Consider the following 15,904-nt stretch of genomic DNA (forward strand, 5'->3'; position numbering starts at 1 on the left):
GATCACCGGTTGTTCGTGAAGGTGAACAGGGACTGCAGCGCAAACATTACCCGGTCCAGAAGGAAGCCGATGATGCCGATGGTGAAGACGGCAACCATGATCTTCGCGAGCGAGCTGGAAGAGCCGTTCTGGAATTCATCCCAGACGAATTTGCCAAGACCGGGGTTCTGCGCCAGCATTTCGGCAGCGATCAGCACCATCCAGCCCACGCCCAGGGACAGGCGCAGCCCGGTAAAGATCAGCGGCAGCGCCGAGGGCAGCACCAGCCGGGTGATCTTGGTCCAGGTGTTCATTTTCAGGACCTTGGAGACATTCACCAGATCCTTGTCGATCGAGGCGACGCCCAGCGCGGTGTTAATCAGCGTCGGCCAGAGCGAGCAGAGCGTCACGGTGATGGCCGAGATCAGGAAGCTCTTGGAGAACAGCCCATCATTGGTCGCATAGACCGCCGAGACGATCATGGTGACGATCGGCAGCCAGGCCAGCGGCGAAACCGGCTTGAAGATCTGCACCAGCGGGTTGATGGCGGCATTTGCCGTGGGCGACAGACCTGCCGCGATGCCCAGCGGAACGGCAACGGCGGTGGCGATCAGGAAGCCAAAGAACACCGTGCGGATCGAGGTCCAGATCTGCTGGTAATAGCTCGGCGCGCCGGTATAGGCGACGGTCTTGACCTCATCGGCGCGGCCCGCGGCGATCAGTTTCTCGTTGCGCTTGGCCAGCATGGCCTCGAATTTTTCGCGCTTGGCCGCCTTGGCCTGCGCGTCTTCATGCAGGTTCACCACCTCGGCCCAGACCTGCGCCGGACCGGGCACCGCGCCAAGCGAGGTCTGCACCTTCGGCGCCAATGTGCCCCAAAGCAGCAGGAAGGCGAGGATCGCGATCAGCGGCACCGCAAGAAGGCGCCAGATTTCCTTGACCTGGGCCTGCGGGTTGTCGCCAGCAACCGCTTTCAGGATCGGAGTCATCCAGGCAAGGCCCAGAACCTGGAACCATTTGTCGGCGGTGTTGATCTTGGTGAACAGCCTTGCGCGCCGGGCTTCGCGCTCCTCGGCAGCGGCAAAATCGGGGTCGGTCGTGGTCATCGGAAGAGCCTTTCGGAACCGGAGGTACAACGGAGAGGGGGGAGATGGAGCGCGCCGCTTCAGGCGCGCTCCGGGTCAGGAGAGGTCAGCCTTCGACACCGGCGCCCACGACAACCTGCTCACCCTTCAGGCCGATCGGCAGGCTTTCGAGGTAGGCGTTGGGGGTGCGGCCATCAAAGGCGATGCCGTCGATGATATCCTCGGCCGGGGTCGCGGCCTTGTAGCCATCGCTGTCCCAGGGGAAATCGGCACTGTCGGCAAGGCCCTCGTCGACCAGCATCTTGGCCGCGTCCAGGTAGATATCTGGGCGGTAGACCGATTTGGCGACCTCGTCATACCAGCTGTCGGGCTTGGCATCTGCGATCTGGCCCCAGCGGCGCATTTGCGTCAGGTACCAGACGGCATCCGAATAGAACGGGTATGTGGCGTTGTAGCGGAAGAAGACGTTGAAATCGGGCACTTCGCGCTTGTCACCCTTTTCATATTCAAAGGTGCCGGTCATCGAGTTGGCGATGACGTCATAATCGGCGCCGACATATTCCGGGCGGCTCAGGATCTCGACCGCTTCTGGGCGGTTGGCGTTGTCGTTCTCATCCAGCCAGATGGCGGCGCGGATCAGGGCCTTGGTCACGGCGCGGGTGGTGTTGGGGTATTCTTCGGCAAACTCGGCGGTGATGCCAAAGACCTTTTCCGGGTTGTTCTTCCACAGCTCGTAATCGGTGACCACGGGAACGCCGATGCCCTTGAACACCGCCTGCTGGTTCCACGGCTCGCCCACGCAGTAGCCGTTGATGGTGCCCGCTTCCAGCGTGGCAGGCATCTGCGGCGGCGGGGTCACGGACAGGAAGACATCGGCGCCGATCTGGCCGCTCACATTTTCCGGGCTGTAATAGCCGGGATGCAGACCGCCTGCGGCCAGCCAGTAGCGCAGTTCGTAGTTGTGCGTGGAGACCGGGAAGACCATGCCCATGTTGAAGGGCTTGCCTTCGGATTTATACTGTTCGACCACCGGCGCCAGCGCCTCGGCAGAAATGGGATGCTGCGGGCGACCGTCATCCATGGTGGGGATATTCGGCTTCATCATGTCCCAGACTTCGTTGGAGACGGTGATGCCGTTGCCGTTCAGATCCATCGAGAAGGGCGTGATGATATGTGCCTCGGTGCCAAAGCCGATGGTCGCGGCCAGCGGTTGCCCTGCCAGCATATGCGCGCCATCCAGTTGGCCGCCGATCACCCCGTCCAGAAGCACCTTCCAGTTGGCCTGCGCTTCCAGTGTGACGAACAGGCCTTCGTCGAGGAAATAGCCCTGCTCATAGGCCACAGCGAGGGGCGCCATGTCGGTCAGCTTGATAAAGCCGAAGGTCAACTCATCTTTTTCAAGTTCCAGTGCTTCGGCAAAGGCCGGGCTGGTCAGAACGGTAGAGGCCACGAGGCCAAGCATCAGTTTTCTCATCTTCTTCCCTTTCGGTAAGGCCCGGTCGGAGGAGGATGGAACCGGGCAAACGCAAAACAGGCCGCTACGCTACGCGCCGATGGTTTCGGCGGTGCGAGAGCGGCCTTGCTCAGAATATCCCTGTCAGTGGGAGAATTTCGGATCGGTCCACCCCGTTGTGAACCGATGTCCTCATCTTGCGGCAGCGCAGCATGATCGCGAAGAAAAAACGAAAATCTGATCGGGATTTTCCCAACCAGGACGGCCTGGGCGGGATTTCTGCCCAATAAGTGATCAATCCAGGGCCTCTGGGTCAAAAATCCGACCATCAAAGAACGCATCTGGCATCAGGCACAATTCGCCCCGCGTCGAGGCCACCGCCGTTTTGTGTCGAATCGCACCTTCCAGTTTTTCGGAGGCCCCCGGCATATCCACTCCGGCTTCGCTCAGTAGGCTGCGGTGCAGATCCGCCCGGAAAACCCGGGCGACCTCATCAAGGGAGGGCGAGGCTGCGGCCTCATGGGATTGTTGCAGACGATGGGCGATCCATTTCGCCTGACTGCGCCACGGAAAGGTGGCCGCGCCGTGGTGGAATTCGACAAAACTGTCGACCCGGCGCTGCTCGCCCCGATCCGAAACGGTGAACTGCCCCGATAGGGCTCGGTCAATCAGTTCCGGCGACACATCCAGATAGTTCTTGCGCGACAGGATCTCTCCGGCGGTGCTGCGACTTTCGGGTTTGGCCAGCCAGCGCCCAGCCTGCCACAACGCGCGCATCATCCGCCCCAGAAGAGCCGGTTCGCTCTCGGCCCAATCGGTTTTGACGGCGAGTACCTTTTCCGGCGCAAAGCCCCAGATCGCCTTGCCGGGCAGCAGCAGCGCCCCTGAGCCCTGATCCACCGCGACCGATCCCCAGGGTTCACCGACACAGAAGGCATCCACATCGCCATTGGCCAGCGCAGTCGCCATCAGCGGCGGCGGCACCGTGCGGATTTCAATCCCCCCAGCCCCAAGGGCAGTGCCTTCACACCAGTAGCGCAGCAATTCCACATGCATCGAGAACGGAAACGGCACGCCAAAGACAACCGGGCCGGAGCGCACCTCGGCCAGCGCTGCGGCGGCCTTCACCGGATCGGCGAAATCAAAACCATAGCCAATGTCACGCAACCGCTCTTCCAGCGCACGGCCAACACCGATGACGTTTCCATTGACCGACAGGACCGACACCGCCGAAAGGTCCGTTTTCACACCGCCCAGCCCCATGGCCATCGCCACCGGGACCGGTGACAGCATATGAGCGGCCTCGACCCGGCCAAAGGCCAGCATATCCCGTACAGACGACCACGAGGGCGCGGCGATCAGATCAAGCGCAATCCCTTCGGACTCGGCAAATCCCATCTCCTGCGCGATGATCAGCGGCGCAGCATCGACCAGAGGCATATAGGCGACAGGCAGGTGGCTTCGCTTCATCCCAAGAGCCCCGAAGCCGTGACCAGCGCCTCTGCCACATCCGGCACCCGGCGTCCCTGATCCATCGCCGTCTTGCGCAGCAGCGCATAGGCGGCGTCTTCATCAATGCCCTTTGCCTTCATCAGCAGCCCCTTGGCTCGGTCGATGACCTTGCGCTCTTCCAATGCCCGCCGGGTTTCGGCCAGTTCGTTGCGGATCTGGCGCACCATGCGAAAGCGAGCAATGGCGGTGTCCATAACGGGTTTGATCCGGTCCGGCGCCAGACCGTCTACCACATAGGCCGATACGCCCGCCTCGATCGCGGTCTGCGCCAACCCGCCGGCGGGGCCGGACACGAACATGGCCACCGGCCGCTCCAGAGGCCCGGAGGCCAGCGTCAGTTCCTCCAGCATGTCACGGGTCGGGTTGTCGATGTCGATCAGAACAATGTCGGGATCATGGGCCGCAATCTTGCGCGCCAGGGCACTGGAATTGCCGATCACGTAGACATCGCACTCGGCGGTATCCTTGATCGCATCGACAACGGCAATTGCACGATCACGATCTTCTTCGACAACAACAACTGTCAATCTGGCACTCATTATTCCCGCTAGGGCGAACCCTGCTGGCTCCGCAAGCAGCCGCAGTGCCGCAGGCCAGCGCCAGAGCCGCGGCCGGACGCCGACCACGGGTGAGTGCTCATTTTATTGGCGATAGCGTCAAAAATTCAGCAGGCGACAAACCTGTGCGGGACGCATATTTCCCCCGGCTATCCAGCCCTATCAGGGGCCTACTCCCATGCGCCGCGCGCCAAGGTTTCAGGCCGTTTCAGACAGCGGATGATAGCAGGCAGCCCAGACCCCGTCCGATTGCTGCTCAAGCGGCGGCGGCGCCTGCCTGCATTCAGCGCTGGCGTAAGGACAACGGGCGCTGAAGGCGCAGCCCGGCGGCGGGTTCAGCGGATCGGGCAGTTCGGTCTCGCGTCCCTCCGGCGCCACCAGCGCACGCCCGACAACCGGGGCGCTATCCGCCAAGAGCTTGGTATAGGGGTGTTTCGGCTGGGCAAAGATCTGCTCCGCCGGGCCGACCTCGACCACCGCGCCGAAATAGAGCACGGCAACGCGGTCGCTAACTGCCTCGACCACAGCCAGATCGTGACTGATGAACAGATAGGTCAGCCCGAACTTTTGCTTCAGATCAGCCAGCAGGTTCAAAACCTGCGCCTGCACCGAAACATCCAGCGCCGAGACCGGCTCATCCAGGATCAGGATCCGCGCATCCGCCGCCAGTGCGCGCGCGATGCCGATCCGCTGCGCCTGCCCGCCAGAGAATTCATGCGGGTAGCGGTCAAGGAACTCCTCCCGCAGGTTCACCGCGGCAAAGATTTCCCGGATCCGGGCGTCTCGCTCCTCGGCAGACATGCCATGCAGGTGCTTCAGCGGCGCTTCCATGATCTGGCGGATCGTCTTGCGCGGATTGAGGCTGCTGATCGGGTCCTGAAACACATACTGGATCTTGCGGCCAAACACCGCCGGATCGGCGGCATCCAGCGGCGCACCGTTGATTTCAATCGTACCGGTGGAGGGCGGCAGCAAGCCCACCAGCATCCGCGCCAGTGTGGATTTCCCGCAGCCCGACTCACCGACGATCCCGAGTGTTTCGCCCTCTTCAACAGAGAGCGACAGGGGCTGCACCGCACGCACCAGTCCCTTGGCCGGGCCGAACAGACGCTTGCCCACCGGAAAGGTCTTGCTGAGGTCGGTCAGTTTCAGAGCCGTCGTCATGCGCGTGCCTCCTGCAATGTGTCTTCGGGGGCGATGCAGCGCACCCGGTGGTCGGCGCCATGATCGGAAAGCAGGACATCTGCCGCTCGGCAGCCCTCTTGTGCCTTGTGGCATCGATCTGCAAAGGCGCAACCTTGCGGCAACCTGTCGACCGCAGGCGGCAGCCCCGGGATCGCGGCCAGCTCGCGCCGCCCCTGCCCCAATTCGGGCACACAGGCCATCAACCGCGCGGTATAGGGATGCGCCGGAGCGTTGAGGATCGCCTCACTGGGGCCTTCCTCCACGATCCGCCCCGCGTACATCACCGCGACCCGGTCGCAGATCTGCGCCACAACGCCGAAATCATGGGTGATAAAGATGATCGCCAACCCGCGTTCGCGCCGCAGGTCATCGAGCAGAGACAGGATCTGCGCCTGCACCGTCACATCCAGCGCGGTGGTCGGCTCATCCGCGATGATGACCTCGGGATCGTTGGCCAGCGCCATGGCGATGCCGACACGCTGCCGCATGCCGCCCGACATCTCATGCGGGTAGCTGTCCACCCGCTGCTCGGCATTGGGAATGCGCACCGATTTCAGCAGCTCGATGGCATGGGCACGCGCCGCGGCCCGGTCCGTTGGGTGGTGCGCGCGCACCGCCTCAATCAGCTGATCGCCGATGGTGTAAAGGGGGTGCAGCGTCGCCAAAGGATCCTGAAAGATATAGGCGATCCGGCTGCCGCGCAGGCTCCGCAGGGTTTCATAGGGGGCACCAATCAGATCCTTGCCCTTGTAGTGGACGGCGCCGCCGGTGATCACGCCGGGGGGCGAGGCCACCAGCCCCATCACGCTGAGTGCTGTGACGGATTTGCCCGAGCCGCTTTCGCCGATCACGCCCAGACATTCGCCGGGCTGAACCTTCAGATCGACGCCGCCCACCGCCTTGTAGACGCGGTCCTTGACCTGAAATTCGGTCTTGAGCCCGCGCAGCGCCAGCAGGGCATCGTCAGATGCCACCGGAACCGGGCCGCTTCGATCGACACGGGTGGTGGGCATCGGCCGCGACAGCGCCCCGGACTTCAGCCGGGGATCCAGCGCATCGCGCACCCCGTCGCCCAAAAGGTTGATCGCCATGACAATCACCAGGATCATCGCCCCCGGTACAATCGAGGTATGCGGGTTCGAGATCAGCGCCGCACGCGCCTCGCCCAGCATCGAGCCGAGGTCGGCCTGCGGCGGCTGTGAACCGAGACCGAGGAAGCTGAGACCGGCGGTTTCAAGGATCATCCAGCCGACCGTGGTGGACATCGCGATCACGATCACAGGGATCACGTTGGGCAGCACTTCGGTCAGGATGATCCGCCAGTCGGTCATGCCGGACAAGCGCGCCGCATCGACAAATTCCTTATGCGCGATGCCCACGGTGATGCCGCGGATGTTGCGCGCGAAAAAGGGGATATTGACAGCGGCGACGGCGATCAACGCATTCATCAGCCCCGGCCCCAGCGCCGCAACGATGGCCAGCGCCAGCAGTATATAGGGAAAGGCCATCAGCATATCGACGCCGCGCATGATGATATTGTCGGTGCGCCCGCCATAGAACCCCGCCACGATCCCGATCGCAGCGCCCAGAGTGGCGGCGATCACCGCAGCGGCAAATCCGACCGCCAGCGACAGGCGGGTGCCCCACATCAGACGGCTCAGAAGATCGCGGCCCAGATGATCGGTGCCCAACAAGCCGCCCTCTGACAGCGGCAGTTTGAACCGGTTTGCCGTATTGGTTACATCCGGATCGGCCAGCGGCAACAGCGGTGTCACCAGCGCCAGCAGCACGACGACGCCCATCACGATCAGCCCGCCAAGGGCAAGCCGGTTGCGGGCGAGAAGCGAAAGAAAGCTCTTCATGTCTTGATCCTTGGATCCAGCATGCTCTGGGCGACATCGACCGCGATGTTGAACAGCACGTAACAAGCCGCCACAAAGACCACGCCGCCCTGCACCAGCAGGATGTCGCGTTTCAGGATGGCATCGACCAGCATCCGCCCGACACCCGGCCACTGAAACACCATTTCGATATAGACCGCGCCCGACAGCACGAAGCCCGCCTGCACCCCCAGAACCGGGATGATGCCGACCATGGCCGCGCGCAGGGCATGGCGCCAGATCACCGAGCGTTCATGGACGCCCTTGGCCCGCGCGGTGCGGATGAAATCCTGCCGCAGCACCTCCAGCATGGCCGAACGCGACAGCCGGGCAATCACCCCGGTCGCAACCACCGCCAGCGCCAGCGCGGGCAGGGTCAGATGACTGATCAGCGCAGAGAGATCGCGGGCGCCATATATGGGCCACATGCCCGACACGGGAAACCAGCGCAGCTTCACGGCAAAGATCAGGATCATCATCATGCCAAGGAAAAACGACGGGATGGAAATCCCCAGAAGCACGGCAAAGGTGATCGCCTTGTCCGCCAGACCGTATTGGCGCGCCGCGGAAACAACGCCCGCAGCGATGCCAAGAATGGAACACAGCACAAAGGAGGTACCAGCCAGAACCAGAGTGGCGCCAAAGCGGTCCAGCACCTCGTCCAGCACGGCACGGTTGAGAGAGAAGCTGCGGCCGAAATCACCCTGCAGCATATTGCCAAGCCAGATGAAATACCGCTGCACCATCGGCTGATCGAGACCCAGATCCCGGTTCAGTTTCTCAACATTCTCCGGCGTGGCATAGGAGCCCAGAATAGCCGTGGCCGGATCACCGGGGATCATCGCCATGATGACGAAGACGATGATGGAAATACCAAACAGCACAGGTATCGCCGACATCAGCCGTTTCAGAATATAGCCCGCCATGGCGCGTCCCTCCTGAGTGGCGCCGCCGCAAGATCAGCTGCGGCGACGCCTTGTTTCTTATTTCTTGGCCACGTCATCCAGCAACAGGAAGAACGACGGCTGCAGGGCAAAACCTTCGACCCGATCAGAGGTCACCGCGTTCTGCTTCCAGTTGGCGACAAAGACCCACGGGGCGTCTTCCTGCACGATGGTCTGCATTTCGCGGTAGAGCTTGGCGCGCTCCTCCTGATCGGTGGCAGCGCGGGCGGCTTCCAGCAACTCATCCACCTTGGGGTTGGAGTAATAGCCGGAGTTGAAACCGCCTTCTTCGGGCCATGCGCCGGTGCGCAGCGCGAGGAACGGCAGGGTGTCCGGATCGTTGGTCATCCAGGCCATCTCGGCCATGTCAGCCTTGCCTTCCAGACCGGGGTTCACTTGGCCAAGGAAGGTATTCCATTCGTAGGTTTCGATTTTGACGTCAAACCCGACAGCCTCAAGATCGGCCTGAATGGCGGTACCCATGGCCAGCGGATCCAGCATGCCCGAGCCACCTTCGGTGACGTAGAAGGTCAGTTCCGCCCCTTCGGCGCCCGCGTCGGAGATCAGCTCCTTGGCCTTGGCCGGATCATAGGGATAAGGTTCCAGTTCCTCGTTATAGGCCCAGGCAAAGGCCGGAGGCGTCGGACCGGCGGCGACTTCCGCGGTGCCTTCCAGAACGTCATTCACGATCGCGGATTTATTGATCGCATAGTTCGCCGCCTGACGTACGCGCTTGTCGGCAAAGGGGCCTTCCTTGGCATTGAGGATCAGGAACCAGACGTGCGGACCCGCCTGTTCGTGCACGGTGTAGGCGTCGCTCTGGAATTCACCCAATGCTACCGGAGGCACCTCAACCATCAGGTCGATGCCGCCCGCCAGCATTTCCGCAGTGCGGGTGTTGGCATCGGTGATCGGGCGGAACACAACCGCGTCCAGCTCGGCCGCGCCATCCCAGTAATCGGCGTTCTTCTCGATGACCACCGCCTCGTTCGAGCGCCATTCGGCGAATTTGAACGGACCGGTGCCGGACGGGTTGCGACCAAAATCAGCGCCGTGTTCGGCCACGGCAGCGGGCGAAACGATCAGACCGGTTGGATATGCCAGGTTCGACAGGAACGGTGCATAAGGCGCGTTGAGCGTGAATTTCACCGTCAGCGGATCGACAACCTCGACCTCTTCCACGGCGGAAAAGAAGAACGCCAGCGGGAAGGGACCGGTGTTGTGATAGGGGTGGTTTTCATCCAGCATCCGGTCAAAGTTGAACTTGACCGCCTCGGCATCAAAGGCGCTGCCATCGTGGAAGGTCACGCCCTCGCGCAGGGTGAAGGTATAGGTCTTGCCATCCTCGCTGATGTCCCAGGCGGTGGCCAGCGCCGGTTCAACTTCCAGCGAGCCATCCTTGTAGCGCACCAGACCGTCATAAACATTCATCAGAATACGGAAGTCATTGACGGCGGTGACCGCAGCGGGGTCCAGCGCCTTCGGCTCGGCAATCTGGCCGACAATCAGGACACCCGGCGGCGTCTGAGCAGCCGCAGAAAGCGGGGAAAGGGCGAGTGCCGTTGCTGCGCCAGCAGCCAACATCGCCCTGCGGGTCAGTTTCAGCAGAGTCATGAGCGGGTCCTTCCCTGTTTATTTATCATAATGAATTGCATTCACGCAAATTATCATGATAAATACAAGGGAAATGTGATTGGACCCTGAAATGACCTTCTCGATTTTGACATACGACCGCAAAACAGGCGTTTTCGCTGCGGCGGCCGCCACTGGCAGCCTTTGCGTGGGCGGCTGGGTGCTGCGGGGGGATATCGAATCAGGTCTTGTGGCGTCTCAAGGCACGGCGCCCAGCAGCTTCTGGCGCGATGACGTGCTGCGGGCCATGTATCAGGGCGAGGGCGCCGCAACTGCGGTCACCCGTGTCACCAGCGCCGATCCGGGGCGTGGGCACCGGCAGCTCACCGCGCTGGACCGGCAAGGGCGCACACAGGGTTTCACCGGCGATCAAAGCGTTCCCTATGCCAGCCATATCGCGGAGCTGGGTCTTGTCATCGCCGGCAATATGCTAACCGGTCCCGAGGTTCTGGAAGCTATGAAGGCAGCGGCGCAAGCAGAAGCCCTCTCGCCCGCCGAACGCATGCTACGGGTGCTGACCGCCGCAAAAGACGCAGGCGGCGACAGCCGCGGGCTAAAGTCCGCAGCCCTGCTGGTGCTGGAGCCGGAGCGCCCGCCGCTGGATCTGCGCATCGACCAGCACGACAGCGATCCGATCTCGGCGCTGGAGCAGCTTTGGCGGAAAACCTGCCAGTCCCCCTATTTCGACTGGTTGGCAGAGGTCCCCGTGCTGAACGACAAAAGCCGCGCTCCGCAATAGACCGCGCCACAATCGCTCCTGCAAAGGCTGAATCACGGGCTTCACGCTGACGCATTTACGCTGCGCGCAACACGTTTTCGCCACACTTCTGCCGCAATTGCTAATTGGTTAATGGTGGGCTTGCCCATGCGCGGCATGGTTTCAGGGGCTTAGCCCCTTGTTGCATGTTTTCGCCGATCCCGGACGCAATGGACCAACGCCACTTTGCCGCCACCTTTGGCGCGACATTGCCCGATAAACTTCTCCCCAACAGCAACCACAGAACATAGGCTACAGCAAAAAGAGGACCCTGAGCATGGTCGCGAATACCCCGACTCCGGTTTTCACGAGAGAAGCCGACCGCATTTATTCCGGCGCGCAGGAAGACATCCTGAACATCCGCCATTCCGATGCCTATGAATCCCGCGCGGCGACGGTTTCGCTCAGTTTTTCTCTGGACCGGCTGCCGGGGGAAATGGCGCTGATCTCGAAGGATGGCAAAGGCGCCGGGAAAGGCGATTTCACCCTCTGGGTCAAGGATGGCACCCTGCTGCTCAGCCAGGCGGACGGGGCCGACACCGAATACCTGAAGGTGCCTGATCTCGTCCTGTCGGCGCAGACCAAATACCACATCTCCGTCAGCTTTGGCAGCGATGGGCTGATGATCTGGCTCAATGGCGCGCTGGTCGCGGCAGAACCGGAGTTCAAGCAGGGCCTGAAACTGAACGATCATTCGCTGGTGGTCGGCGGCAGCCGGGCCTGGCGCGAGGGGCAGGACGACGACGCCCATTCCCTGTTCAAGGGCACCATCGGCGATGTCATGATCTTTGACCGCCAGCTGGGCGCAGACAGCCATCTGGCGCTGGCCGAAGCCGCCGGAGCCGAGCTGGCCATGGGCGCGCAGATGCAGGCCGCGATGGCGGATCTGGCGCCGGTCTTTGGCCAGTTGCACGGCGCCAGCGACACCTTCCTCGATATTCTGGCGGATTACGGCGTCAGCGCCCATGGTCACATGGAGAGCCATCTCAACATGATCAGCCGCAATGGCGGCGACAACCGCATCGTCGGCACCGGCGGCGCCGATGGCATCAACGGCGGTGGTGGCAACGACCGGGTCAAGGGCAAGGGCGGCGCCGATGTGCTGCAGGGCGACTATGGCAATGACCGCCTTTTGGGCGGTAGGGGCCATGACGTGCTGGATGGCGGCCACGGCGAGGACACGCTGAAGGGCGGCGGGGGCAACGATCTGCTGATCAGCCGCGCCGACGGGCGCGAAGGCGCCATCTATTATGACCCCGACCGCGACGAAGGCGATCCGTTGAACGAGTTGACCGATGGCAAGCTCTATCCCGACCAGCCAATCCCGGCCGATGATCTTCTGATCGGCGGGCGCGGCGCCGACATCTTCTACTTCCAGACGCTGATCAACGCCAAGGAACGCTATATCGAAAAGCACACCCGCGACGACGGCACCATCAACTGGCACGGCGTTGCAGGCGAAAACGACAAGCTGCACGACCATTGGGTCGATATCCTCGGCAACGATGTGGTGCAGGATTTCAGCCGCGCCGAGGGCGACAGGCTGGTGATCGAAGGGCACACCACTCAGATCGCCTCGATCACCTATGGTGATGCCGATGGCAACGGGGTGATGGATCATTCGGTGATCGCGCTCTACTCGGATCAGGGTAACAACGGCGGCGCCCATAATGACGACCGGCTGGGTACCATCACCGTCTACGGTGATCTGGTGAAACGCTCTGATATCGAGCACACAGCCGCTCCGGCCTATGGCATCGTCAAATCCATCGACGATCTGGAAGAGGCCCTAGCCCCGCTGGACCCCGGCACCGACAGCGGCCCGATCCGCGCGCCCGGATCCCAGCTGCCAGATGCGGCCGGGCTACCCCTATCCGAAACCCGCATGCCAGTACTTTCCATGCCCGGGACCCATGTTTTGAGCGGAGAAGAGGGCGATTACCTCAACGCGGGTCATCTGGACAGCCTTTCCTTACGCGCGGCGACGGTTTCGCTCAGTTTTTCACTGGACCGGCTGCCAGGGGAAATGGCGCTGATCTCGAAGGATGGCAAAGGCGCCGGGAAAGGTGATTTCACCCTCTGGGTCAAGGATGGCACCCTGCTGCTCAGCCAGTCGGACGGGGCCGACACCGAATACCTGAAGGTGCCCGATCTCGTCCTGTCGGCGCAGACCAAATACCACATCTCCGTCAGCTTTGGCAGCGATGGGCTGATGATCTGGCTCAATGGCGCGCTGGTCGCGGCAGAACCGGAGTTCAAGCAGGGCCTGCAACTGAACGATCATTCGCTGGTGGTCGGCGGCAGCCGGGCCTGGCGCGAGGGGCAGGACGACGACGCCCATTCCCTGTTCAAGGGCACTATCGGCGATGTCATGATCTTTGACCGCCAGCTGGGTGCAGACAGCCATCTGGCGCTGGCCGAAGCCGCAGGAGCCGAGCTGGCCATGGGCGCGCAGATGCAGGCCGCGATGGCGGATCTGGCGCCGGTCTTTGGCCAGCTGCACGGCGCCAGCGACACTTTCCTCGATATTCTGGCGGATTACGGCGTCAGCGCCCATGGTCACATGGAGAGCCATCTCAACATGATCAGCCGCAATGGCGGCGACAACCGCGTTGCAGGCACCGGCGGCGCCGATGGCATCAACGGCGGTGGTGGCAACGACCGGGTCAAGGGCAAGGGCGGCGCCGATGTGCTGCAGGGTGGCTATGGCAATGACCGCCTTTTGGGCAGCGGCGGGCATGACGTGCTGGATGGCGGCCATGGCGAGGACACGCTGAAAGGCGGCAAGGGCAACGATCTGCTGATCAGCCGCGCCGACGGGCGCGAAGGCGCCATCTATTATGACCCCGACCGCGACGAAGGCGATCCGTTGAACGAGCTGACCGATGGCAAGCTCTATCCCGACCAGCCAATCCCGGCCGATGACCTGCTGATCGGCGGGCGCGGCGCCGACATCTTCTACTTCCAGACGCTGATCAACGCCAAGGAACGCTATATCGAAAAGCACACCCGCGACGACGGCACAATCAACTGGCACGGCGTTGCCGGCGAAAACGACAAGCTGCACGACCATTGGGTCGACGTCCTCGGCAACGATGTGGTGCAGGATTTCAGCCGCGCCGAGGGCGACAGGCTGGTGATCGAAGGGCACACCACTCAGATCGCCTCGATCACCTATGGCGATGCTGATGGCAACGGGGTGATGGATCATTCGGTGATCGCGCTCTACTCGGATCAGGGCAACAACGGCGGCGCCCATAATGACGACCGGCTGGGCACCATCACCGTCTACGGCGATCTGGTGAAACGCTCTGATATCGAGCACACAGCCGCTCCGGCCTATGGCATTGTCAAATCCATCGACGATCTGGAAGAGGCGCTGGCCCCGCTGGACCCCGGCACCAACAGCGGCCCGATCCGTGCCCCCGGGTCCCAGCTGCCAGATGCCGCGGACCTTGGATATGAAACGGATGCATCAGCGGTATTCGCCATGACGGGCAGCCACGCGTTTTCCGCCGCGGACCGGTCGGCCTATGTATTCGACCACACGGACAGTCTCGCCTTGTCCCGCGGCACCATCGCCTTCCGGTTTTCCGCAAACAGCTTGTCGAGCTACCAGACACTGATCTCCAAGGATGCATCGGACTACGGTCAGGGCGGGCATCTCTCCGTCTATATAGACGCAACCGGCGAGTTGGTCGTGCGACTTCAGGACGAGACGGAATCGCATTACCTTATCGCCAGCAACGCGATCACCGTCGGTGAGGAATATGATTTCAACCTCAGCTTTGGCGCGGACGGTCTTGAAGTCTACCTGAACGGTGCACGCATCGCCTATGATCCAGAGATCCGCATAGACTGGAGCCAGAACACCGAAGCCCTGATTGCCGGGGCATCGGGCTGGAGCAACACAGCTGGCGAGACCGACAACCTCAACAGCTACTTTGACGGAACGATTGAAGATCTTGCGATCTATGACGAGGCCCTGACGGCGCAAGAACTGTTCGGTAACGCTCAGCGCGCGGACTACACCTATTTCGACGGCAGCATCGACCGGTTTGACTTTGGCCGGGGCGAGTCCGGCAGCGTCGTGGTCAGCCGCGGCAGCACCGAGACAGAGCTGACCGGGGGAACCGGGTTTGCCGCCTTTGATGGGCTGACGGTGCGTACGGCGGATATCCAGATCGGCTCGCGCAGCGATGATGAACTGCGCGGCGGTGACGGCGCCGATGTGCTGACTGGCAAAGGCGGCAACGACCGGTTGATCGGCATGGGCAACGACGATCTCATTCTGGGCGGGCGCGGCGATGACACTCTGTACGGCGGCGATGGGCGCGACACCCTTTTGGGTCAGGCGGGCGATGACAAGCTGCAGGGATCGGACGGTCAGGACGTGCTGCACGGCGGTGATGGCCATGACACCCTTTTTGGCGAAGAAGGCAATGACCGGCTGTACGGCGGCCTTGGCGATGACACCATTTATGGCAGTGTCTGGAATGACGCCGGTTCGGACAACAAGGACCGGGCGATGTTCGACGGCAACTTCTCCGACTTCAGTTTCGAAAGCGGAACCTACTTTGATTCAAACCGGGGGCAGGACGTCACTTGGCTGGCGGTGACGGATGCCGCCAATGGCGGCCGGGATGGATATTACGAAGGACGTGATATGCTGATCGATATCGATCTTCTGGTCTTTGCAGACCAGACCGTCGCCTTCGACGATCTTCTGTAGACCGCGCTTGCAGCGAACGGCCGGTCCCGGAGTGCACTTGCCGGTATGCGCCTGACGGCGAACTGATCTGCGCACTCCGGCTTTGCATTGTCGGGGCTGATCATCCTATATGAGCACACAAGCGGCGTTGGCGCCGCTTGGATTTGCCTTTCCGGCCTTGCTTTCCGAAATGCATTTCTATCCTTACC

General features: G+C 62.2%; 10 protein-coding genes. 2 read left to right on the forward strand and 8 right to left on the reverse strand.

Annotated features, from left to right (window positions below; genetic code table 11):
- Positions 1 to 2: 2 nt before the first annotated feature.
- The 8 genes from AC5SSZ_RS19325 to AC5SSZ_RS19360 form a co-directional block, all read right to left on the reverse strand.
- A complete protein-coding gene (locus AC5SSZ_RS19325) occupies positions 3 to 1,085 on the reverse strand; it encodes an ABC transporter permease (RefSeq protein ID WP_065272434.1) in 1,083 nt (360 codons plus the stop codon).
- Positions 1,086 to 1,170: 85 nt separating this feature from the next.
- Complete coding sequence (locus AC5SSZ_RS19330) at positions 1,171 to 2,538, reverse strand: CmpA/NrtA family ABC transporter substrate-binding protein (protein WP_495439502.1); 1,368 nt, start codon at positions 2,536 to 2,538, stop codon at positions 1,171 to 1,173.
- A gap of 273 nt (positions 2,539 to 2,811) precedes the next feature.
- Positions 2,812 to 3,987 (reverse strand): CmpA/NrtA family ABC transporter substrate-binding protein, encoded by a 1,176-nt coding sequence (locus AC5SSZ_RS19335; protein WP_495439504.1) that lies wholly within the window; start codon positions 3,985 to 3,987, stop codon positions 2,812 to 2,814.
- Positions 3,984 to 4,568, reverse strand: a complete 585-nt coding sequence (locus AC5SSZ_RS19340) for an ANTAR domain-containing response regulator (protein WP_065272431.1) — start codon at positions 4,566 to 4,568, stop codon at positions 3,984 to 3,986. The genes AC5SSZ_RS19335 and AC5SSZ_RS19340 overlap by 4 nt, the downstream gene beginning before the upstream one ends.
- Positions 4,569 to 4,784: 216 nt before the next feature.
- Complete coding sequence (locus AC5SSZ_RS19345; protein WP_495439508.1) at positions 4,785 to 5,750, reverse strand: ABC transporter ATP-binding protein; 966 nt, start codon at positions 5,748 to 5,750, stop codon at positions 4,785 to 4,787.
- Positions 5,747 to 7,633, reverse strand: a complete 1,887-nt coding sequence (locus AC5SSZ_RS19350; protein ID WP_368999341.1) for a dipeptide/oligopeptide/nickel ABC transporter permease/ATP-binding protein — start codon at positions 7,631 to 7,633, stop codon at positions 5,747 to 5,749. Before AC5SSZ_RS19350 ends, AC5SSZ_RS19345 begins: the two co-directional genes overlap by 4 nt.
- Positions 7,630 to 8,577 carry an ABC transporter permease gene (locus AC5SSZ_RS19355; protein ID WP_065272428.1) on the reverse strand — a complete coding sequence of 316 codons (948 nt, stop codon included), beginning with the start codon at positions 8,575 to 8,577 and terminating at the stop codon, positions 7,630 to 7,632. The genes AC5SSZ_RS19350 and AC5SSZ_RS19355 overlap by 4 nt, the downstream gene beginning before the upstream one ends.
- Positions 8,578 to 8,634: 57 nt before the next feature.
- Positions 8,635 to 10,209, reverse strand: coding sequence for an ABC transporter substrate-binding protein (locus AC5SSZ_RS19360; RefSeq protein ID WP_495439511.1), 1,575 nt, complete (start codon positions 10,207 to 10,209; stop codon positions 8,635 to 8,637).
- 91 nt (positions 10,210 to 10,300) lie between these two features.
- Between AC5SSZ_RS19360 and AC5SSZ_RS19365 the strand changes: the two genes are divergently transcribed.
- Together AC5SSZ_RS19365 and AC5SSZ_RS19370 are read left to right on the forward strand one after the other, a co-directional pair.
- Positions 10,301 to 10,966, forward strand: a complete 666-nt coding sequence (locus tag AC5SSZ_RS19365; RefSeq protein ID WP_495439513.1) for a DUF1028 domain-containing protein — start codon at positions 10,301 to 10,303, stop codon at positions 10,964 to 10,966.
- A 295-nt stretch (positions 10,967 to 11,261) separates the two neighbouring features.
- Positions 11,262 to 15,716, forward strand: coding sequence for a LamG-like jellyroll fold domain-containing protein (locus tag AC5SSZ_RS19370; protein WP_495439515.1), 4,455 nt, complete (start codon positions 11,262 to 11,264; stop codon positions 15,714 to 15,716).
- Positions 15,717 to 15,904 lie beyond the last annotated feature (188 nt).

It is taken from the genome of Phaeobacter sp. CC-HEC084 (assembly GCF_059429255.1).